Annotated in this window: 25 protein-coding genes and 1 riboswitch; of the genes, 23 read left to right on the top strand and 2 right to left on the bottom strand. The window is 41.2% G+C overall.

What is annotated here, in order from left to right:
* The first annotated feature begins 14 nt into the window (after positions 1 to 14).
* The 9 genes from leuB (at position 15) to ABD006_RS15585 (ending at position 10,787) form a co-directional block, all read left to right on the top strand.
* Entirely contained in the window at positions 15 to 1,121 is a 1,107-nt protein-coding gene (gene leuB, locus ABD006_RS15545) for a 3-isopropylmalate dehydrogenase (protein ID WP_343843044.1), read from the top strand.
* Between the two features lie 60 nt (positions 1,122 to 1,181).
* Positions 1,182 to 2,600: a 3-isopropylmalate dehydratase large subunit gene (gene leuC, locus ABD006_RS15550; protein ID WP_343843047.1), complete on the top strand. Its 1,419-nt coding sequence runs from the start codon at positions 1,182 to 1,184 to the stop codon at positions 2,598 to 2,600.
* 25 nt (positions 2,601 to 2,625) lie between these two features.
* Positions 2,626 to 3,216 (top strand): 3-isopropylmalate dehydratase small subunit, encoded by a 591-nt coding sequence (leuD, locus tag ABD006_RS15555; protein ID WP_343843049.1) that lies wholly within the window; start codon positions 2,626 to 2,628, stop codon positions 3,214 to 3,216.
* 53 nt (positions 3,217 to 3,269) lie between these two features.
* Positions 3,270 to 4,223, top strand: a complete 954-nt coding sequence (ilvA, locus tag ABD006_RS15560) for a threonine ammonia-lyase (protein ID WP_343843051.1) — start codon at positions 3,270 to 3,272, stop codon at positions 4,221 to 4,223.
* Between the two features lie 380 nt (positions 4,224 to 4,603).
* Positions 4,604 to 6,187, top strand: coding sequence for a peptide chain release factor 3 (locus ABD006_RS15565; protein ID WP_343843053.1), 1,584 nt, complete (start codon positions 4,604 to 4,606; stop codon positions 6,185 to 6,187).
* A gap of 406 nt (positions 6,188 to 6,593) precedes the next feature.
* Positions 6,594 to 6,777, top strand: a riboswitch (cobalamin riboswitch).
* A gap of 208 nt (positions 6,778 to 6,985) precedes the next feature.
* Positions 6,986 to 7,972 carry an ABC transporter substrate-binding protein gene (locus ABD006_RS15570; RefSeq protein ID WP_343843055.1) on the top strand — a complete coding sequence of 329 codons (987 nt, stop codon included), beginning with the start codon at positions 6,986 to 6,988 and terminating at the stop codon, positions 7,970 to 7,972.
* A gap of 18 nt (positions 7,973 to 7,990) precedes the next feature.
* Complete coding sequence (locus tag ABD006_RS15575) at positions 7,991 to 9,043, top strand: FecCD family ABC transporter permease (RefSeq protein ID WP_343843058.1); 1,053 nt, start codon at positions 7,991 to 7,993, stop codon at positions 9,041 to 9,043.
* A 10-nt stretch (positions 9,044 to 9,053) separates the two neighbouring features.
* Complete coding sequence (locus tag ABD006_RS15580) at positions 9,054 to 9,833, top strand: ABC transporter ATP-binding protein (protein ID WP_343843061.1); 780 nt, start codon at positions 9,054 to 9,056, stop codon at positions 9,831 to 9,833.
* A gap of 138 nt (positions 9,834 to 9,971) precedes the next feature.
* Entirely contained in the window at positions 9,972 to 10,787 is an 816-nt protein-coding gene (locus ABD006_RS15585; protein ID WP_343843063.1) for a DUF368 domain-containing protein, read from the top strand.
* A gap of 30 nt (positions 10,788 to 10,817) precedes the next feature.
* Here ABD006_RS15585 and ABD006_RS15590 read toward each other — a convergent pair whose 3' ends face one another.
* Positions 10,818 to 11,603 (bottom strand): histidinol-phosphatase HisJ family protein, encoded by a 786-nt coding sequence (locus tag ABD006_RS15590; protein WP_343843065.1) that lies wholly within the window; start codon positions 11,601 to 11,603, stop codon positions 10,818 to 10,820.
* A 146-nt stretch (positions 11,604 to 11,749) separates the two neighbouring features.
* Here ABD006_RS15590 and hisZ point away from each other — a divergent pair, with 146 nt between their 5' ends.
* The 8 genes from hisZ to hisC are packed head-to-tail and all read left to right on the top strand — an operon-like array spanning position 11,750 to position 17,862.
* A complete protein-coding gene (gene hisZ, locus ABD006_RS15595; RefSeq protein WP_343843067.1) occupies positions 11,750 to 12,754 on the top strand; it encodes an ATP phosphoribosyltransferase regulatory subunit in 1,005 nt (334 codons plus the stop codon).
* Between the two features lie 18 nt (positions 12,755 to 12,772).
* Positions 12,773 to 13,411, top strand: coding sequence for an ATP phosphoribosyltransferase (gene hisG / locus ABD006_RS15600; RefSeq protein ID WP_343843069.1), 639 nt, complete (start codon positions 12,773 to 12,775; stop codon positions 13,409 to 13,411).
* 18 nt (positions 13,412 to 13,429) lie between these two features.
* Positions 13,430 to 14,014 (top strand): imidazoleglycerol-phosphate dehydratase HisB, encoded by a 585-nt coding sequence (gene hisB, locus ABD006_RS15605; RefSeq protein ID WP_343843092.1) that lies wholly within the window; start codon positions 13,430 to 13,432, stop codon positions 14,012 to 14,014.
* A gap of 22 nt (positions 14,015 to 14,036) precedes the next feature.
* A complete protein-coding gene (gene hisH, locus ABD006_RS15610; RefSeq protein ID WP_343843093.1) occupies positions 14,037 to 14,654 on the top strand; it encodes an imidazole glycerol phosphate synthase subunit HisH in 618 nt (205 codons plus the stop codon).
* The gene (gene hisA, locus ABD006_RS15615; RefSeq protein ID WP_343843094.1) at positions 14,651 to 15,358 is read left to right on the top strand and encodes a 1-(5-phosphoribosyl)-5-[(5-phosphoribosylamino)methylideneamino]imidazole-4-carboxamide isomerase; all 708 of its coding nucleotides are present in this window, start codon (positions 14,651 to 14,653) and stop codon (positions 15,356 to 15,358) included. Before hisH ends, hisA begins: the two co-directional genes overlap by 4 nt.
* A gap of 2 nt (positions 15,359 to 15,360) precedes the next feature.
* Complete coding sequence (gene hisF, locus ABD006_RS15620) at positions 15,361 to 16,125, top strand: imidazole glycerol phosphate synthase subunit HisF (RefSeq protein WP_343843095.1); 765 nt, start codon at positions 15,361 to 15,363, stop codon at positions 16,123 to 16,125.
* Positions 16,122 to 16,799, top strand: coding sequence for a bifunctional phosphoribosyl-AMP cyclohydrolase/phosphoribosyl-ATP diphosphatase HisIE (gene hisIE, locus ABD006_RS15625; RefSeq protein WP_343843096.1), 678 nt, complete (start codon positions 16,122 to 16,124; stop codon positions 16,797 to 16,799). The genes hisF and hisIE overlap by 4 nt, the downstream gene beginning before the upstream one ends.
* Entirely contained in the window at positions 16,792 to 17,862 is a 1,071-nt protein-coding gene (gene hisC / locus ABD006_RS15630; RefSeq protein ID WP_343843097.1) for a histidinol-phosphate transaminase, read from the top strand. Before hisIE ends, hisC begins: the two co-directional genes overlap by 8 nt.
* A gap of 235 nt (positions 17,863 to 18,097) precedes the next feature.
* On the opposite strand, the gene ABD006_RS15635 is transcribed toward hisC, so the two are convergent.
* Positions 18,098 to 18,595 (bottom strand): kinase, encoded by a 498-nt coding sequence (locus tag ABD006_RS15635; RefSeq protein WP_343843170.1) that lies wholly within the window; start codon positions 18,593 to 18,595, stop codon positions 18,098 to 18,100.
* A 655-nt stretch (positions 18,596 to 19,250) separates the two neighbouring features.
* Here ABD006_RS15635 and ABD006_RS15640 point away from each other — a divergent pair.
* The 6 genes from ABD006_RS15640 to ABD006_RS15665 all read left to right on the top strand — a co-directional run bounded on the left by ABD006_RS15640 (position 19,251) and on the right by ABD006_RS15665 (position 23,048).
* Entirely contained in the window at positions 19,251 to 19,853 is a 603-nt protein-coding gene (locus tag ABD006_RS15640) for a YczE/YyaS/YitT family protein (protein ID WP_343843098.1), read from the top strand.
* A gap of 215 nt (positions 19,854 to 20,068) precedes the next feature.
* A complete protein-coding gene (locus ABD006_RS15645) occupies positions 20,069 to 20,227 on the top strand; it encodes a hypothetical protein (protein ID WP_202925663.1) in 159 nt (52 codons plus the stop codon).
* A 388-nt stretch (positions 20,228 to 20,615) separates the two neighbouring features.
* Positions 20,616 to 20,786: a hypothetical protein gene (locus ABD006_RS15650; protein ID WP_343843106.1), complete on the top strand. Its 171-nt coding sequence runs from the start codon at positions 20,616 to 20,618 to the stop codon at positions 20,784 to 20,786.
* Between the two features lie 103 nt (positions 20,787 to 20,889).
* Positions 20,890 to 21,285 carry an NUDIX hydrolase gene (locus ABD006_RS15655; protein ID WP_343843108.1) on the top strand — a complete coding sequence of 132 codons (396 nt, stop codon included), beginning with the start codon at positions 20,890 to 20,892 and terminating at the stop codon, positions 21,283 to 21,285.
* Between the two features lie 668 nt (positions 21,286 to 21,953).
* Positions 21,954 to 22,301, top strand: a complete 348-nt coding sequence (locus ABD006_RS15660; RefSeq protein WP_343843110.1) for a hypothetical protein — start codon at positions 21,954 to 21,956, stop codon at positions 22,299 to 22,301.
* A gap of 183 nt (positions 22,302 to 22,484) precedes the next feature.
* Positions 22,485 to 23,048, top strand: a complete 564-nt coding sequence (locus ABD006_RS15665; RefSeq protein WP_343843111.1) for a hypothetical protein — start codon at positions 22,485 to 22,487, stop codon at positions 23,046 to 23,048.
* Positions 23,049 to 23,420 lie beyond the last annotated feature (372 nt).

A 23,420-nucleotide genomic window follows, 5' to 3' on the forward strand; every position in this document is an offset into this window, starting at 1 on the left:
GGAGGATCAGGTTCATGAAAAAACAGATTGCTTTGCTTCTTGGTGATGGTATAGGTCAGGAGGTCATCCAATCGGCAGTGGAAGTACTGGATGCGGTTGCTGATGAATATGGCCATAAATTTGAGTTTGAATCCTTTGATATTGGCGGTGCGGCGATTGACCGCCATGAAACGCCTTTACCGGATAAAACAATCAGGGGATGTGAACAGGCGGATGCGGTATTGTTGGGTGCGGTCGGAGGACCCAGGTGGGAGAACCACCCTTCCCACCTGCGACCGGAAAAAGGTCTATTAGGGATTCGCAAGGCTTTGGGTCTTTTTGCAAATCTCCGACCAGTGAAAGGTTTTCCACAGCTGCTTCATGCTTCACCGTTAAAAGAGGAAGTTGTCAGCGGCAGTGACCTGCTAATTATACGGGAATTGACAGGCGGGCTTTATTTTGGCGAGCCAAGTGAAATACGCGAAGATGGGCAATCAGTTGTTGATACCCTTGCATACCAGCGCCATGAGATTGAGAGAATTGTAGATCAGGCCTTTCAAAGCGCAAGGCTGAGACGTAAACATTTAACTTCTGTGGATAAGGCGAATGTGCTTGAATCCAGTAAACTCTGGAGAGAGGTTGTGGAAGAAAAAAGGAAGGACTACCCGGATGTAGCCGTTGAGCATTTGCTGGTGGATGCAGCAGCCATGAAACTCATCACAGATCCAACTCAGTTCGATGTCATCGTAACGGAAAATATGTTTGGCGATATTTTAAGTGACGAGGCGTCTGTACTGACAGGTTCGCTTGGAATGCTTCCTTCTGCCAGTCTCCGTACAGATGGCGTCGGGCTTTATGAACCTGTGCACGGATCAGCTCCAGATATAGCCGGGCAGGGACTGGCGAATCCACTGGCTATGATTCTGTCGACAGCTTTGATGCTCCGGCATTCCTTTCAACTGGAGGAAGAGGCCAAGGCTGTTGAAGAAGCTGTCCAGGAAACCCTGCGGCTCGGCTATCATACAGCAGATTTAAATGTAGTAGAGGGAGAACAAGTCGGAACAGACGTCATGACCCGTCTGGTTGTCGAAGGAATATCTTCCAGAAGCACATCCGAAAGCATTATGAGCTGCTATATTTAGGAATTGCGCTTTATCGCTTTAAAGCATGTGGGGACAGTCCCCAGGAAAGGAGTTGAACACATGGATCATCCGAAAACGATTATTGATAAGATCTGGGAGCGGCACATTGTTCATCAGGAACAGGAAAAACCTGATTTGCTTTATATTGATTTGCATTTAGTTCATGAGGTCACTTCTCCACAGGCGTTTGAAGGCTTAAGAATGAAGGGAAGAAAAGTGCGCAGGCCGGACCTGACGTATGCAACCATGGACCATAATGTTCCAACCATCCACCGGAATGTGATTAAGGATGAGATTTCCAAAACACAGATGGAAACTTTAAAGCAAAATTGTGAGCAATTTAATATTCCGCTTGCAGATATTGACCATCCTGATCAGGGAATTGTGCACGTCATTGGCCCGCAATTAGGCCTAACACAACCGGGGAAGACCATTGTTTGCGGGGATAGTCACACATCCACTCATGGAGCATTCGGCGCCCTTGCCTTTGGGATTGGAACAAGTGAGGTGGAGCACGTATTAGCCACCCAGACCATCTGGCAGCAAAAGCCTAAGACTTTAAATGTAAAGGTTAACGGCAATCTTGGAAAAGGTGTGACAGCGAAGGATTTAATCCTGGCCATCATTGCTAAACATGGGGTCCGCTTTGGCACCGGCTATATCATTGAGTATACAGGGGAAGTGATTCGGAATCTTTCCATGGAAGGGCGTATGACGATCTGCAATATGTCCATTGAGGCAGGTGCCAGAGCAGGTTTGATCAGTCCGGATGATACCACCATTGAATATTTAAGAGGAAAACGCCATGCTCCGGAAGGGGAGGCCTTTGACAGGGCTGCAGAGGATTGGCGTTCCCTTGCAACAGATGAAGGTGCAGCCTATGATGCAACCGTTGAAATCAATGCTGAGGAAATTGAACCACAGGTGAGCTGGGGAACAAATCCGAGCATGTGTATCCCGGTTAGTGAATCGGTACCGGACCCTGAGAATGCAGCAACAGTAAATGAGAAGCAGGCAATTGAACGAGCGCTTGACTATATGGGACTTGAGCCAAATCAGCCCATTTCCTCCGTAGAAATTGAGCATGTATTCATTGGTTCCTGTACCAATTCAAGACTAAGTGACTTGCAACGAGCAGCGGAAATTGTCCGTGGCAAAAAAGTAAAAGATTCTGTTCGGGCCATGGTTGTCCCTGGATCTCATAACGTCAAGGAAGCAGCAGAAAAAGAGGGACTGGATGTCATCTTTAAACAGGCAGGCTTTGAATGGCGTGCAGCCGGCTGCAGTATGTGCCTGGCGATGAATGACGATGTAGTACCACCTGGAGAACGCTGCGCCTCAACCTCCAATCGAAACTTTGAAGGACGTCAGGGAAATGGTGCAAGAACCCATTTAGTCAGTCCGGAAATGGCAGCTGCTGCAGCGATTGAAGGACGATTTACAGATGTTCGTCAAATGGGGTCAGCTGTATTAAGCTAAAAATCGGAATAAAGGAGGGTCAGCCATGGAGCCGCTGCGGATTCATGAAGGACTTGTATATCCTCTTAATCGGACGAATGTAGATACGGATCAAATCATCCCTAAACAATTTTTAAAGCGGATTGAACGACAGGGATTCGGCCAATTTTTATTTTACAACTGGCGCTTCCATGATGACGGAGAGCCCCGTGAGGATTTTTCATTAAATGATGATAAGTATAAAGGGGCTTCCATCCTGGTGGCGGGAGAAAATTTCGGCTGTGGCTCATCACGTGAGCACGCCCCATGGGCACTGGAGGATTACGGGTTTAAGGTCATCATTGCACCGAGCTTTGCGGATATTTTTTATAATAATTGTTTTAAGAATGGTCTCTTGCCCGTAACCTTAAATGAGGAAACCATCCAGCAGCTTATAAAGAAAGCCGAGACTGAACGTTATGAGGTAACCGTAAACCTTGAAGCCCAAACCGTTCAGGATTCAGAGGGGATGCAGGAAAGCTTTGATATTTCATCCTATCAGAAAGAAATGCTGTTAAATGGATGGGATGAAATTGCGGTTACACTAAATGAAGCGGATAAAATTGATCAATATGAACAAAATATAGTCAAATATTAGAGGAGTGTGAAGACATTGGGAATTGCTTAACAGGTCAAAAAATCACGGATGCGATGCAGCAGATGATGGATGTTGTGCATCGCACCCCCCTGAATCAGTCAACATCCATTAACGAATTAACAGGAAAACAGGTTTATTTTAAGATGGAAAATCAGCAGAAAACCGGCGCCTTTAAAATTAGAGGTGCGACCAACAAAATTTCGCAGCTTTCGGACAGTGAAAAACGAAGGGGGGTTATTGCCGCATCTGCAGGAAACCATGCCCAGGGTGTTGCTCTGGCAGCAACCAAGCACGGCATTCAGTCAAAAATTTTCATGCCGGAGAAAACACCGACGGCAAAGGCACAGGCGACCAAAGGATACGGAGCACAAATTGTGTTAACTGGAGAATCCTTTCAGGAAGCCTATGAAGCGGCTATGGAAGAAATGGAACGGGAAAATTCCGTTTTTGTGCATCCCTTTGATGACCCTGATGTGATGGCGGGCCAGGGAACGATTGGGCTGGAAATGCTTCAGCAGGAGCCTGGACTGGATACCATTATTGTTCCCGTCGGTGGTGGCGGTCTGATTAGTGGTATTGCCGTTGCTGCCAAGGACTTGAATCCAAATATTAAAATTATCGGTGTTCAGGCCAAGGGTGCATGCCCCACCTATAATCGTTTCTATCAGACGGGATCATCAGGGGTAAAGAAGGTTTCCACCATTGCAGACGGCATTGCCGTGAAAAAACCAGGCATCCAAACCTTCCCACTCATTCAGCAATTTGTGGACGATATCGTAACGGTTTCGGATGAGGACATTGCAGTTGCGATGGTTTATATGCTGGAGAGAGGCAAGAACTTAATTGAAGGAGCAGGTGCCAGTGCTTTTGCAGCTCTCCTGGCACATGGCCATCAGATTCGCTCAAACCATTGTGGCGTTATTGTCAGTGGCGGCAATATGGATATTTCCAAAATGCCGCATATTCAGCATCTGGCACAGCAGAATCAATTGTCATGTCTGGCTTAATAGGTCCGGCTGGTCCCTGGGGGATTGGCCGGATTTTTTTATGAGAACAAAACTGTTATTGTAGATGAATATCAGGAAAGTTCGATGAGAAGTATAGAAAAGTTGGCTCAATTTAGGTGTTTCCAGCTTAAATCATAATAATAAAGATTAATCCTGTATGTATCCAGATTATTTAATCGTCCGCGCGATCCATCGAAGGCAGATTCATTTATACGAATGATCGTGAGTTCACGCAATACTAGCCGTTATGGTATGATAATAAAAGTGTTTTTAATTAAGAGACGGAAATGGGGATTAAGTCCAATGTGATACTAAACTTCCTTTCACAGAATCCAGTTCCTGAAATTTTTTAAATTACGTCTGTAGAAGGAGTTCCGATAATGGCTGATATGAAAACAGAAGTGAATAGAAGAAAAACGTTTGCGATTATTTCCCACCCTGATGCCGGGAAAACAACGCTTACGGAAAAAATGCTTTTGCTGGGTGGGGCGATTCGTACAGCAGGCTCTGTAAAAGCAAAGAAATCGGCAAAGTTTGCTACATCTGACTGGATGGAGCTTGAGAAACAACGGGGAATTTCCGTTACATCAAGTGTGATGCAGTTTGAATACCAGGGATACAAAATTAATATTCTCGATACCCCCGGGCACGAGGATTTTAGTGAGGATACCTATCGTACACTAATGGCCGTAGACAGTGTGGTTATGATACTGGATGTTGCCAAGGGTGTGGAAGCACAGACGAAGAAGCTGTTTAAGGTGTGTCGGGATCGAGGCATTCCAATTTTCACCTTTATAAACAAAATGGACCGTTTCGGGAAAGAACCTCTTGAGCTGTTTGAGGAAATTGAAGAGGTATTAGGGATTGAATCTACCCCTATTAATTATCCTATTGGAATGGGGCCTACCTTTACAGGGGTTTATGATCGGTTTGAAGAGCAAATTGAATATTACGATGATGGTGAAAAAGTAGGGACACAGGAAATTCAGGACTATGATGACCTGCAGGAACATCTGGAAAAGGTTACAGACCAGGCGACGATTGATCAACTGATGGAAGACTTAATGCTCATGGATGAGGCCGGGAATGAATTCGATTATGAAGCTGTGAAAGAAGGTAAGCAGACACCGGTCTTCTTTGGCAGTGCCGTTTCAAGCTTTGGGGTTCCAACATTTTTAGAGCACTTTTTAGAAATGGCCCCCTTGCCGGCTACACGGGATTCATCAAAAGGAACCGTAAAACCGACAGATGAGGAGTTTTCCGGCTTTGTCTTTAAAATTCAGGCAAACATGGATCCTGCTCACCGTGACCGAATTGCCTTTCTGCGTATTTGCTCAGGTAAATATGAAAAAGGGATGACGACCTGGCTGGATCGAACAGGGAAGCAGATGAAGCTCGCTCTTCCTCAGCAGTTCTTTGCTGACAGCCGTGAAAATGTAGAGGAAGCTTATGCCGGGGACATTATTGGTTTATATGATCCAGGTGTCTATCAGATTGGGGACACAGTCTGTGGATCTAAGAATATTTTCAGTTTTGGTGATTTGCCTCAGTTTCCACCGGAGCATTTTGCCAAAGTACGACCTAAAAATGCAATGAAGCATAAACAGTACATCAAAGGGATTCAGCAAATTGCCCAGGAAGGTGCGATTCAGGTTTACCGGACGCCGCATATGGAGGAAACGATTCTGGGAGCAGTGGGTCAGCTGCAATTTGATGTATTTATTTATCGAATGAAGGCAGAATATGGTGTGGACCTAGTGATGGATACGCTAAGCTTCCAGATTGCCCGCTGGGTAGCTGAAGGTGAGGTACCTGAAAAACTAAGACGGACCAGTACGAACATGATGGTTTATGATTATGTGGATCGACCTGTTATGCTGTTCAAGAATGACTTTAACCTGGAGTATTTCCAGAGTCAGAATGAAAGCATTATCCTGTCAGAGCGTCCGCCAAAAACCGAATAATGAAACGGTAAGGAACCTTCAACAAACTAGCTTCCTGTCAGTTTCAATTTTTATCTTTGGTCATAGAATGATGGTAGAAAGACGCTTAAATAACTTACTCTTGTAGGGGAGTGATGGCGATGAAGGATGCACTTCGGTTAACCCTTACAGTTGTGGAAGTTATGATTAATGGGAAAAAGTTCGTCTATGAATTGAATCAGCAGACCTGTTTAGAAAATGTATAGCACTGTCCTGAGGGGCAGTGCTGTCTTTTTATATCTTATATAATGGGGATTGATGGATATTAGCCGTTGCATTCCCTGATGAAGAAGGAAACGATAGATGAGTCTGATTCACAAATCCTGATGAAAGAAAAAGATTGACGAAATTTATAATTAGCCATAAGATAAATACTAGATGAAAAGTGAATAAACCATAATAATAAGGTGCGGGCATTTCAAATGTCTGCTTAAAAGGGAAGTCCGGTGAAAATCCGGCACGGTCCCGCCACTGTAATTGGGAGCGACCTAAGGAAATCACTGTCGAACGATGGGAAGATTTAGGGAGCGATGATCATAAGTCAGGAGACCTGCCTTATTATACGAAGCTGATTTTCCTTCGGGTTTAAAGGAAAAGGCAAACATATCCAGCGTTGATTTTCAGCGAATGTTGTATGGAAGCCTCGATTTCTTTTTTTAAAAGGGAAATCGGGGCTTTTTATATAGGTGCCTGTCACCACCCGAAATTTGTCGATATGTTGGTTTTTCCTTTAGCTATATATACAACTTTATACATACAAAAAAAGGAGAGGAATTTAAAATGAAACAGGCTTTGAAAGTATTAGGACTCGTTTTATTTATGACCATGGTGTCCATTGGTTTAATCGGATGTGCATCAGATGATGAATCCAAACAGGATGAAAACCCTGCTCAAGAACAGAGTCAGGAGCAAGGGAGCGGACAGGACTCAAGCGAGGTTGCCTTTCCGGTCACGATCACAGATGACTCTGGTGAAGAGGTTGTCATAGAGGAAGAGCCGGAGCGTATTGTATCTGTGATTCCAAGTGCAACCGAAATTATCTTTGGACTGGGGCTTGGTGATAAAGTCGTGGGAGTAACAGATAATGACAACTATCCCGAAGAAGTAAAGGAAATTGAATCGGTTGGTGGACTGGAATTAAATATTGAGAAAATCATTTCTTTGGAGCCGGACCTGGTGGTTGCCGATGTCAATAATGGCGACTCCATCAGTAAGCTGAGAGAACAGGGAATTAAGGTGCTGGTCCTTGGAGCACAAACCCTGGAGCAGACGTATGAAGATATTTTAACGGCCGGAAAAGCAACGGGTACAACAGATAAAGCAGAAGAAGTAGTTGCCTCCATGAAAGAGGATGTAGAATCAGTGAAAAAGGTCGTTCAGGACATTCCCGAGGATGAGCGAAAAACTGTATGGATTGAAATAGGGGAAGAGCTCTTTACAGCTGGAAGCGGAACATTTTTAAATGAACTGGTTCAAACCGCTGGAGGAGTAAATGTCATGTCTGATCAGGAAGGCTGGCCTCAGGTTAGTGAAGAAGAGGTTATTCAAAGCAACCCTGATGTCATTTTCCTGACCTATGCCAGTTATGTGGAAAACGCGGTTCAAAAAGTAAAGAATCGTGACTCATGGAAGGATGTCACGGCTATACAGGAAGGTCAGGTGTATCCTTTAAATTCTGATATTACGGAGCGTCCGGGACCTCGCATCACTCAAGGGTTAACAAAGATAGCGGAGTACTTGTATCCGGAAAAATTTAATCAGGAATAGAGAAAGTAGTGGAACCGTATGAAAGGGCGTCAGCAGTACACGAAAAAGCTTATCATCTGGATACCGGTATTATTGGCTATTTTGCTGTTTACCATGATTTTTAGTGTATCAATCGGAAGTGCAGATATTAACATGATGACGGTCTGGCTTGTGATTTGCTCGAAAATTCCTCTGATAGGAGAGGGAATTGAACAAACGTGGAAGGATACGACAGAAACAATTATCTGGAATATCCGTATGCCACGGATCGTTCTAGGCATCCTCGTTGGAGCTGCCCTTGCATTAGCAGGGGCTATTTACCAAGGGGTGCTGAGAAACCCACTGGCAGATCCGTTTATATTAGGTGTGTCTTCCGGATCAGCCCTTGGTGCAGCCCTTGTATTATTGTTTGGCTTTGAAAGCATTCTGTTCGGACAATTGACCCTGCCAGTGGTTGCTTTCAGTTCAGGTTTGCTCACACTGTTCATCGTTTACACCTTAGCCAGGATTAACCGCCGCTTACAGATGGAAACATTAATTTTAGCAGGGGTTGTCGTTCAGGCCTTTATTGCTTCCATGCTGTCCCTGATTCTCGCTCTCTCGGATGAAAAAATGCAGACGATTATGTACTGGATGATGGGGAGTCTTGCCCTTACAGATTGGAGCTACAATCGCGTGGTTTTGCCGTTTGTTCTGCTAAGTATTCTGTTCGTTGCATTTTTAACGAGAGAATTAAACATACTGGCTCTTGGTGAAGAGGCTGCTTATTATTCAGGGGTATCGGTCCAAAAGGTAAGAGTCGTGTTATTAATAGTGGCATCGCTCTTAACCGGTGTGGCTGTTTCTGTTTCAGGAACGATTGGTTTTGTCGGTTTAATTGTTCCCCATATGATCCGACTGATTTTCGGAGCGGACTATCGATTGATTTTGCCATTGTCTGTGATTGGCGGGGCGATTTTCCTTGTGGGTGCTGACACGATTGCCCGAACCATATTAGAGCCCCGGGAATTACCAATTGGCATTATTACGGCATTTCTGGGTGCACCGTTTTTTGGCTACTTACTGCGGAAAAAGAAATCCGATTATTTTTAGGAGGGTCCCTATGCCTATGCTGACGGCTGAATCCATAACAAAACAATACGGCGAGCATAAAGTACTGAAAAATGTGTCCTTTCAAGTAAATAAAGGGACCTGTATGGCGATTATAGGCCCCAACGGTTCAGGGAAGTCCACGCTGTTAAAAATGATTTCCGGACTCCTCCCGCCAACTGCTGGCGAAGTGAAATTTGAAAATAAGAATATTCTTCACCAGAAGCAGAAGTCCATTGCCAGAAAAATGGCTGTGTTATCCCAGGACGGCCTTCCAGCATCTCCTATATCTGTTTTTGACACGGTTTTAATGGGGCGCTATCCTCATCTCAAATGGTATCAGCGGGAACGTGAACATGATATTCAATTGGTCAATGATGTACTTGAATTAACCGGCCTGTCCCATTTGAAGGATCAGCTGTTGGATACATTGAGTGGCGGGGAGAAGCAAAGGGTCGCTATCGCTAAAGCAATGGTCCAGGAGCCTGAAATCCTGTTGCTTGATGAACCGACAACCTTTCTTGATATCGGGCATCAGGTCAATGTTCTTGAACTTGTAAAACGATGGCAGCATCAGACAGGTCTAACAGTTGTTATGGTTCTGCATGATTTAAATTTGGCAGCCCAGTATAGTGATGAGTTAATTTTGCTGAACCACGGAGTTATAGAAAAAGTCGGCACCAGCGAGGAAGTCATCCAAAAAGATATTTTACAGAAAGTGTATGAAACAGTCCCGGAAATTGTCAGACATCCGAAAAATCAGGTTCCCCAGATTTTATTAACCAGCAGCTAAAATGGGTAGGATGTCCATAATAGTGCAGTGTGTACGGTCCGCTCCCCTTTTTTAGGCATAGAATAAGGGGTTTACGGTGAGATCATCCATGGTAAAATAAATTAGAATGTACTTGAACGTAAAGGAGTCTATGCAAACATGGTAGAATGGAAAAATATTTTTCGCGGACTGTTAATGGGAACCAGTGATGCAGTTCCGGGAGTCAGTGGCGGAACGATTGCTGTCATATTAGGGATATACGACCAACTGATTGAATCCATAAATGGCCTGTTAAGTAAGGGGAGAAGGAAATATTTAGGTTTTCTTATTCCGTTAGGTGCAGGAATTTTAATTGCATTATTTACGATTAGTCGTGTTATTACCTGGTTATTGAACAATTACCCGAACCAGACGAACTTTTTCTTTATGGGTTTGATTATTGGTGTACTCCCTTATTTATTTCATAAAGCGGAAGTGAAGCGGAATTTTAGTGGAAGCCATTATGTTCTGCTTATTATTGCAACTTTACTTGTAGCTTCACTGGCCTTTTTCCGTGAGCCTACCCAACCAATTTTGGATGTGTCTAATAGCCGGGTCCTGCTTTCTTTATTTTTCTCTGGATTTATTGCAAGTATGGCTATGATTGTGCCGGGAATAAGCGGATCGATGTTATTATACTTGATGGGCACTTATGGAACGATTATGTATGCCGTTGGAAATTTAGAAATAGTGGCCATAGGTACTGTGGGAATTGGTGTGATTGTCGGTATTGTACTGTGCAGTAAGTTAATCCGCTATTTTCTGGAAAACTTTCATTATGCTACATACGCCGTGATTATAGGCCTGGTCATTGGATCCATTGCCGTAATCTTCCCAGGCTTCGAATCAGAAGTCATGATGTCGATTCTAAGTATTGCCGCCTTTGCCTTAGGATTGATCGCAGCTGTAGGTCTCGGACGTTTTGAATACAAATAGGAAAAGCCTTGAGCAGTAAATGTTCAAGGCTTAAATTTTGTGAAAAACAGGCTTCTGATTTTTAAAGGTTGTTACATATTTAAACCCAATATCCTTTAACAGATCTATGGTTTCTGTGTAGTGAGTGCCTATAGTATCAGGAGCATGAGAATCTGAACCAATGGTAATAATTTCTCCGTTCATCTCCTTGTAAAGCTTTAAAATATCCTTGCTCGGCATAGCACGGCCTAATCCATATTTAAAACCGGAATTATTGACCTCAATCCCTTTCCCCTCAGGAATAATCACCTTAAAGATTTCCTCGATGATATCCAAAAAGGAATAAACATCAGGTTCATACTTGTACCTTTTGACAAGATCCAGATGACCGAGAATACTATAGGATTTAAAGGACTGAATACAGGATAAAAATTCACGGTAATATTGCTCATAGGCCTGGTTGAGTGTTTTGCCCTCGAAAAATTCTCCTGAGTGCAGATCCTGCTTGTCCGTGGTGTGCATGGAGCAAATGATAAAATCAAAGGCCTCCTGATTTACGATTTCCTTATAATCCTCCAGTACATGAGGCTGTACTCCAAGCTCAACTCCTTTTTTAATGGATATCTGCTCAATATATTTTTCCTGCATTTCTTTTAATCTTTTTCGGTAGGCTTCCAAATCAAGGTGAAAGGTAATCGTCGGGTCCGGATAATCAAAATCGATATGCTCTGTAAAACACATATCTTTTATCCCTTTATCGATCGCACTTTGAATCATTTCCTCCATGGGAGCCTCACAATCAGCTGAAAAGCTGCTATGTACATGGTAATCAAACATATGACTGAACATCCTTTCTATCTATCATTCTATCAAATAATTTTGACAAAAGTGTACCTTTGAAGGTTGACTTATTCCTTTATAATGATTACAATACACTATAACTTTAATTAAATAAAGTGATAAAGCGATAAAGAGATAAAGGGATGGTTGTTTTGCTACATGAGAGTAAGAGAATACCAGAGGGAGTTTCAGACTTAGATTCTGCTACATTGGAAAAGAAGGAATCCCTGATATCCACACTGAAACAGCTTTACCGGCAGAATGGATATCGACAGGTTCAAACGCCAATTTTTGAATATTATGATCTGTTTTTAAGTATAAAAGGAACGATTGCCAAGGAAAAAATGATTAAATTGATTGACAGGGATGGGAGCATTTTAGTTTTGCGTCCGGATGCTACCCTCCCGATTGCAAGAATGGTGGCCACAAACTATCAATCTGAGGACGATTCTGATATCCGCTTATCCTATTTCACTAATATATTTCGGATGAATGATCGTGAACAGGATCTGCAAAATCGTGAATTAACCCAGGCGGGGATTGAACTGTTTGGCCGTTCAGATGTACGCGCAGATGTTGAAGTGATTAAGCTAGCCATTCATTCGCTAGAGGAACTGGGTTTTGAGGATTTTAAAATAGATCTGGGTCAGGCGAATTATTTTAAAGAACTCGTGAATCTGTCCACAATAACCGAGGAACAGCTTCAGGCTATTCGCACCCGGATTGAAAATAAAAATGTTTCTGAGCTGCAGAAGATTCTGGCAGACATTGATGTGGATGCTGCTTTTAAAGAGGCCATTCAATCGATGCCGTTATTATATGGCGAACCTGAAGCCGTCCTGGAAAAGGCAGAAAAACTGGCATTAAATGAGGAAATGAAGCGTGAATTGGATCGTCTGCGTCAGGTTTATCAGGAGCTAAGTAAAGAGGGGTATCAGCATTATTTATCCCTGGACCTGGGTTTAATCAACCATCTGAACTACTATACAGGGATTATTTTTCAAGGATTTATCAAAAACTTCGGGAAGCCTGTCGTATTAGGCGGACGTTATGATCAGTTAACCGAGCAGTTTGGAGCGGACTTACCTGCAACAGGTTTTGGTTTTTATCTGGATGATTTACTCCATGTGATGAAAGACAACGAATAACGCAAAGGTGGTATCTACGTGAGCGAAATTACCATAGCATTAGGGAAAGGAAGGCTAGAGTCCTTTACTCTTCAGACCTTTGAGAAGTCAGGGATTGAATTTCCCGATTTTACCGAAGACAGTCGGAAGCTGATTTTTAATGACCGTGACCATATCTATCAGATTGTCCTTGTAAAAGCCAGTGACGTGCCCACTTACGTAGAAAAGGGTGCCGCTGACATTGGCATTGTCGGCAAGGATACCCTTGAGGAAAGCGGAGCAGATGTGTTTGAAGTATTGGACCTGGGCTTTGGACGCTGTAAGTTTGCCGTTGCAGGACTGCCGGGCGAGACCTATGATTCATCCTCCAAATTAACAGTGGCATCCAAATATCCGAAAGTCGCCAAGGATTATTATCACAAAAAAGGGGTATCCATCGAGACAATAAAATTAAACGGGTCAGTTGAATTGGCTCCGTTGATTGGCTTGTCTGATGTGATTGTCGATATTGTGGAAACAGGAAAAACCCTCAAAGAAAATGGTCTCGTCGTTTTAGAGGATATATCGGAAATCAGTGCCCGTCTCATTGTTAACAAAGCTAGCTTTAAAACAAAAACGGACCGGATTCACTGGTTCATCGACGAAATGAGTAAAGCGGTGGAACAGGAAACCGTATGAAAAACAGGAGGGAGAAGGATGAGAAAGGCATCATTATCACGACAGACGGCCGAAACAGATATTAAATTAGCCCTGAATATCGATGGGAAGGGCACAAGTCAAATTGATACAGGAATTGGATTCTTTAATCACATGCTGATTCTGTTCTCCAGTCACGGTTTTTTTGATTTGGAAATTGACTGTCAGGGTGACCTTCAAGTGGACTTTCACCATTCTGTGGAAGATGTCGGAATCGTATTGGGGCAGGCCTTTAAGGAAGCGATTGGGGATAAAAAGGGCATTACCCGCTATGCTACGGAACACTCTCCAATGGATGAGGCCCTGTCTATGCTTTCCCTGGATATCAGTGGCCGTCCTTATTTGCATTTTAACGCAGATATTCCGGTTGAAAAGGTAGGACAATTTGATACAGAGCTCGTTGAGGAGTTCTTTCGTGCCTTTGTCAACCATGCCGGTGTGACCTTACATATTAATCTGCTATACGGAAAAAACGCCCACCATATCATAGAATCCATTTTTAAAGGCTTTGGCCGGGTACTCGATCAGGCCACAGCCGTACAGGACCGGATTCAGGGCGTCCGCTCAACGAAAGGAATGCTATAAAGATCTGGAAAGGAGAACAGTCATGATTTCCATTATTGATTACGGGGCAGGAAATTTAAAAAGCGTCCAGCACGCATTAACCACATTAGGCTTTGAATCAGATATAGTATCCAGCAAAGAAAAAATCATTGAAAGTGATGCCCTTATTCTTCCAGGTGTAGGCGCTTTTCGGGATGCCATGGAACAGCTGAAATCAATGGATCTTGCAGAAACCATTAAGAATCAGGCGGAAAATGGCAAACCCATCTTAGGCATATGCCTCGGTCTTCAGCTATTTTATGAAACCAGCTATGAAAATGGAACATGGGAAGGTCTGGGGCTGCTTGAAGGCGAGATTGTAAGATTCCGAGATGACGTGAAGGTTCCCCATATGGGCTGGAACACGCTGATCCCTCATTCTGATGTAAATCCGGAGAAAGGATTGGCAGAGGGGATTTCCGAAAAGGATTACGCCTATTTTGTCCATTCCTTTTATGCAGAGCCTAAAAATCAGGATGAAGTCGTTTTATGGTCGGATTATGGATTGAAATTTCCTGCCGCTGTGCAAAAGGGAAATATTTACGGGATGCAATTTCATCCTGAAAAGAGCAGTGAGGTTGGCATGAAGCTATTGAAAAACTTCGGGGAGCTGGTGACATGATTTTATATCCTGCAATTGATATCCGAAACGGTAAATGTGTCAGACTGATTCAGGGTGACTATAATCAGGAGGACGTTTACGGAGATCCTGTGGAAATGGCACAGAAATGGATAAATAAAGGGGCCAAGGCGCTGCATCTAGTAGACCTTGATGGCGCAAAATCTGGAACCTCGGAAAATCTGACAACCATTGAAGCAATTGTGAATCAGACAGATATTCCTGTACAGGTGGGAGGAGGCATTCGGACGATGAATCAGGTCCATGCCTTAGCCTCTATCGGAGTGCAGCGAATCATTTTAGGAACGGCCGCATTAACCAATGAAACTTTTTTAAACGAAGCGGTCTCCAACTATCCTGATTGCATAGCTGTTTCTATTGATGCGAAAAAAGGCTATGTAGCTACAGACGGCTGGACAAAAACGAGTGATCGGAAGGCTCTTGATTTTGCCAGGGAGCTTGAGAAAAAAGGAGTTCAGACTATCATTTACACAGATATCGCCAAGGATGGCATGCTGTCAGGTCCAAATTTTACTGAAATTGATCATGTGAATCAGCATGTACAGATGAACGTTATTGCTTCGGGTGGGATTTCCAGTCAGGAGGATGTTGAAAAGCTGTCAGAATTAAATGTGTACGGGGCGATTATCGGCAAAGCATTGTATACCGGAAAACTTGAATTCGAACAAATGGTAAAGGAAGTGTAGGGATGCTGGCAAAACGAATCATTCCATGTCTGGACGTACGTAATGGCAGAGTGGTTAAAGGACAGAAATTCCAGAACATAAAAGATGTTGACGATCCGGTCAGGCTGGCCAAAACCTACAGTGAGCTTGGTGCGGATGAGCTTGTTTTTTATGATATTACCGCATCTAATGAGGAGCGGGACATTTTTATTGATGTGGTGGAACAGACGGCAGAGCAGGTCCATATTCCTTTCACAGTGGGAGGCGGAATCCGTTCTGTAGAGGACTTTCGAAAGGTATTAAAGGCTGGTGCCGATAAAGTTTCGGTAAACAGTGCAGCTGTAAAAAATCCGCAGATCATTCAGGAAGCCGCAGAAAAGTTCGGCAGTCAGTGTGTCGTTTTATCCATTGATGCTAAGCAGAATGAGGAAGGTCGCTGGTCTGTGTATTTAAACGGAGGACGTGTGAATACAGAAAAGGACGCATTGGAATGGGCCAAAGAAGGCGAACGTCTTGGAGCAGGTGAGATTGTTTTAAACGCGATGGATACGGATGGCATAAAGACCGGTTTTAGTTTAGATATTACAAAAGCAATCTCTGAGCAGGTGAATATACCTGTTGTAGCCTCAGGTGGTGCGGGTACACAGAAGCATTTTCTCGAGGTGCTGACAGAGGGAAAAGCTGATGCTGCCCTTGCTGCCTCTGTTTTTCACTTTGAGGAGATTGAAATTAAAGCATTAAAAAATTATTTAGCAGAAAATGATGTAGAAGTGAGGCAGATACCATGAATTTCTCCATAGATGAATTAACCTTTGATGAAAAAGGGCTGATTCCGGCCATTGTGCAAAATGTAAATACCGGAAAGGTGCTCATGCTGGCGTACATGAATAAAGAGTCCCTGCAGAAAACAATCGAAACAAAAACAACCTGGTTTTACAGTCGAAGCCGTCAGCAGCTGTGGAACAAAGGAGAAACCTCCGGGAATACTCAAAACGTAAAACGCATGAGCTATGACTGTGACGGGGATACGTTACTGGTTGAAGTGGAGCCGATGGGGAATGCCTGCCATACAGGAGCGGAAAGCTGTTTTTTTAATGACATTGATGTGGAAAGTAAAGAGGAACCACAGGCGGACAGGGAAATCATTGATTATTTATATCGTTATATCCAAAATCGCAGGGAAAATCCAGTCGAGGGTTCCTATACCAACTACTTATTCAATAAAGGCCTGGATAAAATCCTGAAAAAAGTGGGCGAGGAAACAACAGAAGTCATTATTGGAGCAAAAAATCGTGATCAGGAGGAGCTTATCAATGAGTTTTCCGATCTGGTTTATCATTCGATCGTACTGATGGTGGAACAGGGGATATCCGTGGAAGATATTAAAAAAGAGCTGACGAATCGACATAAGGAACGGGATTATGAACCGAAGCGGGAGCCAAAGAGTGAGCGCTATGAGTAAATTCTGGAGCAGTCGTCTGCAGCGTACGGAGCCCTATGTCCCTGGTGAACAGCCCAATGATACGAATGTTATTAAGCTAAATACCAATGAAAATCCCTATCCTCCTTCACCTGAAGTTCAAAAGGCCATACAACAGGCAGCCAGTGAAGATTTGAGGTTATACCCAACACCTACTTTACAGGAATTAAGACAGACGATAGCGGAAAAATTTCAGGTTCATCAGGATCAGGTATTTATCGGAAATGGATCTGATGAGGTTCTTGCTTTTTCCTTTATGGCTTTTTTTGAACCAGGAGAGACCATACGATTTCCTGATATTACGTATAGCTTTTACCCTGTCTATGCCAAACTGTTTAACACAGATTATAAGGTTATTCCTGTAAATGAGGATTTTTCTTTACCTATTGAGTCGTTTTATGACGCTGAGGGAGGCGTTATTTTTCCGAACCCTAATGCACCAACAGGCCGGGCTTTGTCGCTGCTGGAAGTGGAGAGCATCGTGAATGGGAATCCGAATAAAGTGGTGATCATTGATGAGGCTTACATAGATTTTGGGGGGCAATCAGCCGTACAGCTGGTGAATCGGTACGAAAATTTACTCGTGATTCAAACCCTGTCAAAATCAAGGTCACTTGCAGGATTGCGGGTCGGTTTCGCGATTGGGAACAGTCAGTTAATAGAGGGGCTTAATCGAATCAAAAATTCCTTTAATTCCTATACCATTGACCGTCTGGCGATTGCAGGAGCTAAAGCGGCCTTTGAAGATGAAGCGTATTTTGAAAAGGTACGCAAAAGGATTATCGACACACGTGAGAAAACGGCGGAGTCATTAAGTACGCTTGGCTTTGATGTCGTAGAGTCCAAAGCTAATTTCCTGCTGGTTTCACATCCTCAAGTAGATGCAGAACAGCTGTATACCCAATTGAAAGAGCAAAACATCTATGTCCGCTATTTTAATAAGCCGAGAATTCAGCAGTATGTGCGGATAACGATTGGAAAGCCTGGGGAAATGGAAAAGCTGATTAAAGAAACCAAACATCTTATACCAAACATGGCAAATTAAAATTAAGCTTCATTAAGAAAAACGTTCTAACCAGTATATCCACTTACACTTAAATGGATGTGCTGGTTTTTATTTGGCATTGAAGAAGACATTTGAGAAATTGAAGATTCCCTTTAGCTGTTATATTCATTTCTAGTTTTAGTAGATCTATATTAAATCAATGAATTAAACGAATAAAAATCCCGTTTTTTCTTATAGATTAGCACCCTTTAGTTGAGGATGTAGTAGGAAATAATTACTTTTGTATTTGATTTAAAATCAGTTCCAAAACATCATAGTGTGTCATTTTATTAGTAAATAATGTTTCTCCATCTACTCCAAGATAATCACTCGGATTCCACCAGCGACGTAAAGATTCTTCTCCAAATTCCATTGTTTTTGAACGAGAATTGTGACGTTTGACTGTTTCCTCAAAGGTTAGATTAAAATAATATGTATATACTTTTTGATTGTAAAACTCGATAAGATTATTCAACATTTCACCATAACGATTTTTATACAATATTCCTTCTACAATAACAAATTCACACTTATCTTTACCATATTCCGCAATTTGGCGAATCAAATCAATTGAAGGATTTCCATCTCTATCGTGAACCTTCAACATATCTCGACGAACAACATCTTGACAAACCAGAAGAGTTCCGTGTCCTAAATGATTTTGAAGACTTTTCGCAGTCGTCGTTTTTCCACTTCCTGAATTGCCCCGTATGATAATTAGCTTAGATTCCATAAGCTTCCCTGCCTTTTGTCTATTTTTGGTTTTTACCTTTAATACTTCCATATCCTTATTTCACACTACTGCTGCGGTAGCTTAATATCTCCCAAACAAATGTTAACATAATTTGCCAACTATTTATCAGATAAAATATAGACGGACAAAATAATAATCACCTTGTTCAACTATGGTGCCCCTTTAAATGAATTACTTCACTTCAAAATCTCTCGGAATAGTGATTATTAAATAGTTAGCCGGACCAACACTAAATAGGGAACATAATTTTCTTGTGTGTATCTCTAAGTGGAACTAGTTACGTTTATCCCCACTGATTAAAGTCACACTTTATGATAAGCTGATTGTAAACAATTTGGAATATTCGCCCTTATAAATTTTTGGATTAAGGAAGTAAAAAATTTTACAAACAAATGGATTCCGTAAACTTTTTTTATGAAAAATATGGTGAGGGTTTGCCGATTTTTTCTAAATGGCTTTGTAACGGATTCAAGCTTTATCAGAGATAATTTTGAACCTGTTTTTAGGGTAACATTTGTTAATGATTGGGTGGATAGAGTGAATAACTATTAAATGAAGGCATGTTATGTAGAATTTACTATCTAGATCATTAATGCTGAACCTTCAGTAAAATAAGTGGGAGTTTTTCGCAATCATGAATCGAATCCGTGTTTTCTGCTATGTTATTGGACTATTGATTTTATCATTAGGCATTTCACTGACGATTAAAGCTGATCTTGGTGTTGGGGCATGGGACGCTCTTCACGTCGGTTTATCGAAGCATTTCTTTACAGTTGGTACATGGGTCATCATTACAGGGAGTATTTTAATTGTAGTGAACGCGATTTTATTAAAACAACGGCCTGTTTTACTTTCGATGCTTACTGCTTTTGTCATGGGTGTCGGGATTGACCTGTGGCTGTTCATACTGCCTTTTGAACCTGGCCAGATAGGCAGCAAAATTGTTGTCTTTTCGATTGGGCTCATCGTATTAGCCTTTGGTGTATCGGTTTATATGCAGGCTAAGTTTGCACCAGCCCCCATTGATCATTTAATGATAGCAATCCATTCCAGGTTCCATTTTAAATTAAGTGTTTCAAAGACGATTGGGGAAGTGCTTGCGCTGCTATTAGCCTTACTTGTCAGAGGACCAATTGGTATTGGTACGATCTTTGTTACATTCCTGGTCGGCCCCATTATTCAGGTGTTTTATCCAAAAATAGAGGCATTAGTAGAACGGAATCAGAAGAACGGCTAAGGTTTAATCTTTAGTCGTTTTATTGTTTGAATTGATTAGATAACCTTTGGATATGGCATGCTGGGACCAGGGGATTCGTCCATAGCGATACAGATTAATCCGGAAAAATCATTTCATGAAAGTATCCAAAGGTCAGTCTCCATCATGCCAGTGATTAAATATTAACAAAAATGGAAAGATAAAATGGAAACTGTCATTGAAAAGGAGCGGTGAATATGCGAAAAGAGAAGCGAAGGAGAAAGGATGAACCAACCATTGCACCAGGGATGGACACAGAGGATGAGTTAAAAGAAGAGGCCACCAGGGAGGAAGTGGAAGAAGGAGATTATACGAATGTAACGACGGTGTCATGGGATGAAAATGATCCGAGTTAAACAGAAATAGCTGTCTTGTAGAAATAAAAGGTTCGGTTTTAGGAGAAAAACGGTAAATAACATATTTAATGGGAGTACTCTACGCGTAGCGTTTTGTACTCCTATTTTTATTGGTGTGACAACATTTGTAAGCTATTCATTACCATTATTTACATCACAAAGGTTATTTTATATTAATGAAGTATTCCTGTTTTTGGAAGGTGATTTAGGGTTTTATGTTAAATTATGTAGAGAGAGGCAGAACAGACTTGTTCAACTAACGAGGCAGTTTAGTGGAAGAAGGGCAACCTTTCTTCGTTGCTTATGTTTAATGTTTTACACTTGGAATAAAAGTAGTAATGAAACTTATCTTGTATCTAATACGTAATAGTGATAAGGAGGGTATTTCATGGAAGTAATCTTTATGTTTATAGCAGGATTTATTGTTTTTATTATATTTATAATAGCGATTATTAAGGGAGTAACACATAGAATAAAGAGTCCAACTGATGAATTAAAAGAAGAAGTTTCAAATCTTAAAAAGAGAGTCAATGAGCTTGAAAATGAAAAGAAAAGCTAATTACTCTTTGCAAGTAACGGGTGCGTATCTGGAACAAGCAGATACGCTGTTTCTCCATTGAAGTAGTAATTTTTAATAAGACTAATGATAAGGGGGGAGTGTATTGCGAAATAGAGCTTCGGTAGTAATTATAGAAAATAATAAGGTTGGGCTAATTAAAAGAATTAGAGATGGTACTGATTATTATGTTTTCCCTGGCGGTGGGATAGAAAATGGAGAAACACCAGAAGAAGGAGCAAAAAGAGAAGCATTAGAAGAATTGGGTGTAGAAGTTAAGGTGAATGACTGCATTGCAGAGGTTCAATTCAACGGAACTCAATACTTTTTCCTATCTGAAATAATTGATGGGGAATTTGGTACTGGACAAGGTGAAGAGTACATAGACGAAAATAGAGATAGAGGAATATATTTGCCTATGTGGGTTGATTGGGATAAATTATCATCTATTGATGTCAAACCTAAAGAAGTTGCTTTAAAGGTTCAAACCTTATTCAATTAACGAGTGCTGAATTAGTGTAATAAAGAGGGGGTTACATGGTGGGGCGAATGGAAACATTCATTCTTTAATAAAGGCAGTATTATTTATAGCATTGGCAATTGTTTTATTTGCAAATATGTTTGAATACCAACCACTTAGTCGTGAAGCAAAAATTATTATTATTGTTATTGTATTACTTGAAGCAATTGTTATTATTAGAAAAATAGATAATAGAAATAAAAAGGATTACTAACGAGTATTTGTGCTAACAAGTGGTGGCTGTTGAGTAAGTAATTATCATTGTGCAGATCCTATGGGGTTAAAGAGTTTATAAGAAAGGTGATTTTTTGAAAAAAGTTATCGCAATTTTGTTTCTTAGCATTTTCATAGTATGTGTTGCATTATATGTTGGCATGAAAGCTAATCTTAATAATGTAATAGAAAATGTATTAGCGCATAACCCAGAAGCTATTAAAGTCGAATCAACACTGGGGGGAATGGATTAGGGAATATTCATTAGTAGTGGTAATAGATGATGAAAGATATCGAGTTTGGACAAATGGAGATGAAAAAATTACAGATAAAGTGCTAATACAATGATATTCAACAAACGGGTGCGATTGTAAAAAAAGAATGATAGCTTTAAAGAAGCCAGGGGATTATTGAATAAGTACAAGGGGGATTACCAAATGCCGAAAAGCAGAATATTTTTCATTGTTGCAACTATAACTATTATGTTGATAGGTTGTTCCCAGGTTGAAGAAGGAACTTTTATTCAAGGGAACATAACGGAAATTAACGAAACGAATGGAGATATGGAAATTGACATCGAAGCATGGACAACAGTTAGTGAGGAAGAAGATACTTCTAAAGAGTCATATGGTTTTATAAAGAAGCCAATGACACAAACCATCCGAGTTTCCAATCCAGAAGATTATGAGGAAGGGCAAAAAGTAAAGGTAAAGGTTATCAAAGATTATGATGAACATGCCTGGGATTTAGATAGATTAAAATTTGAAGTAGAAGAGGTAAGTTAGAATATTAAGCTAATAGGTGTTAGAACGACATAAGAGATCATCAAATGGTGGTCTCTTATTTTTTGAAAGGGTTATTGGGATTTTATGTTAAAATTATGTTAAGAGGATCTTATGATAACGAAGCAGAAGAGTTGATCAAGACTATCAAATTTCTATGTTAGTTTTGGGTTAGGAGGTGTAATTTTGAATCAAAAGTTAAAAATTATTTTTAAATATGTACCTTTGATTTTATTAACATTTATAATAAGTGCTTGTAGTGCAGGCACTGAAAAGGATATTATTTATATTCGACATAATTTAGATGATTATAGTGCGGACACAGGACCTTATGAGGAAGGCATTGAGTTTACTTTAACTACAGAAGAGATACTTAGCGGTGTTGAAGAACCTATGTTGCTTAAAAAGATCTATGATACTGAAATACACCTGGTCCAAGCACAAGAAAGGCAAAGTCAAAAGAGTAATTATGTAATTCAAGTGGGATTAGATAGTGAATTACAACAGGAAGGGACGATGCTTAGTCTTTTCCGTTTAAATAATGATAATTCGTATTCAAGAGAATTAGAATTTGAAGTGTTCAATGAAGAAGGTGAAAGTGGAAACTTTGGTCACGGTGGTGGAGACGGTGATGCACCATATAAACAATCTTTGCATTTTGACACAGATAAGGAAGAACTATTAAAAGGAGAAAAGTGGACCTTTAAGGTTAGTGGACTTTATCTATTAAAATACAGTAAAGCGAATTAATTATAGTTTGTTCTTTAAGTACAGGGTGGCGAATGTTTCATAAGGATCACCTGAACTTGTTGAAGTAATGAGCAGGAATGTAAAACAAGCAATCAGGTAAAAAAGGAGGATTTATTTGAAAAAGTTTCGTGGAAAAAAGAGATATTTTCGAAATATATATACCTATAACTTTCAGTGATTTAATAGACAAAGAGAAATTTAACATTGGACATTATAACTCGTCGTTTGGAGATGGACATGGTTATGTTATCCAATCAAAAAGTCAGGAAATAAAATTATAAATGCTTGTGAAGCTAACGGGGTGCGAATGTTGAACAAGGGGATTCGCTTTTTCTTTGGGTAAAGGGCAGTTTAGTAACAGAAAGATATTTA

The sequence above is a fragment of the Salinibacillus aidingensis genome, assembly GCF_039522525.1.
GTDB lineage: Bacteria > Bacillota > Bacilli > Bacillales > Alkalibacillaceae > Salinibacillus > Salinibacillus aidingensis.

Coding starts and splice junctions, on each gene's coding strand:
- ABD006_RS15580 (WP_343843061.1), top strand. CDS start 9,054: ATGCCTATGCTGACGGCTGAATCCATAACAAAACAATACGGCGAGCAT.
- ABD006_RS15650 (WP_343843106.1), top strand. CDS start 20,616: ATGGAAGTAATCTTTATGTTTATAGCAGGATTTATTGTTTTTATTATA.
- ABD006_RS15645 (WP_202925663.1), top strand. CDS start 20,069: ATGCGAAAAGAGAAGCGAAGGAGAAAGGATGAACCAACCATTGCACCA.
- hisF (WP_343843095.1), top strand. CDS start 15,361: ATGCTGGCAAAACGAATCATTCCATGTCTGGACGTACGTAATGGCAGA.
- hisA (WP_343843094.1), top strand. CDS start 14,651: ATGATTTTATATCCTGCAATTGATATCCGAAACGGTAAATGTGTCAGA.
- ABD006_RS15635 (WP_343843170.1), bottom strand. CDS start 18,595: ATGGAATCTAAGCTAATTATCATACGGGGCAATTCAGGAAGTGGAAAA.
- ABD006_RS15660 (WP_343843110.1), top strand. CDS start 21,954: ATGCCGAAAAGCAGAATATTTTTCATTGTTGCAACTATAACTATTATG.
- hisC (WP_343843097.1), top strand. CDS start 16,792: ATGAGTAAATTCTGGAGCAGTCGTCTGCAGCGTACGGAGCCCTATGTC.
- hisIE (WP_343843096.1), top strand. CDS start 16,122: ATGAATTTCTCCATAGATGAATTAACCTTTGATGAAAAAGGGCTGATT.
- ABD006_RS15640 (WP_343843098.1), top strand. CDS start 19,251: ATGAATCGAATCCGTGTTTTCTGCTATGTTATTGGACTATTGATTTTA.
- hisB (WP_343843092.1), top strand. CDS start 13,430: ATGAGAAAGGCATCATTATCACGACAGACGGCCGAAACAGATATTAAA.
- leuB (WP_343843044.1), top strand. CDS start 15: ATGAAAAAACAGATTGCTTTGCTTCTTGGTGATGGTATAGGTCAGGAG.
- leuC (WP_343843047.1), top strand. CDS start 1,182: ATGGATCATCCGAAAACGATTATTGATAAGATCTGGGAGCGGCACATT.
- ABD006_RS15590 (WP_343843065.1), bottom strand. CDS start 11,603: ATGTTTGATTACCATGTACATAGCAGCTTTTCAGCTGATTGTGAGGCT.
- hisZ (WP_343843067.1), top strand. CDS start 11,750: ATGGTTGTTTTGCTACATGAGAGTAAGAGAATACCAGAGGGAGTTTCA.
- ilvA (WP_343843051.1), top strand. CDS start 3,270: ATGCAGCAGATGATGGATGTTGTGCATCGCACCCCCCTGAATCAGTCA.
- ABD006_RS15575 (WP_343843058.1), top strand. CDS start 7,991: ATGAAAGGGCGTCAGCAGTACACGAAAAAGCTTATCATCTGGATACCG.
- ABD006_RS15570 (WP_343843055.1), top strand. CDS start 6,986: ATGAAACAGGCTTTGAAAGTATTAGGACTCGTTTTATTTATGACCATG.
- hisH (WP_343843093.1), top strand. CDS start 14,037: ATGATTTCCATTATTGATTACGGGGCAGGAAATTTAAAAAGCGTCCAG.
- leuD (WP_343843049.1), top strand. CDS start 2,626: ATGGAGCCGCTGCGGATTCATGAAGGACTTGTATATCCTCTTAATCGG.
- ABD006_RS15565 (WP_343843053.1), top strand. CDS start 4,604: ATGGCTGATATGAAAACAGAAGTGAATAGAAGAAAAACGTTTGCGATT.
- ABD006_RS15585 (WP_343843063.1), top strand. CDS start 9,972: ATGGTAGAATGGAAAAATATTTTTCGCGGACTGTTAATGGGAACCAGT.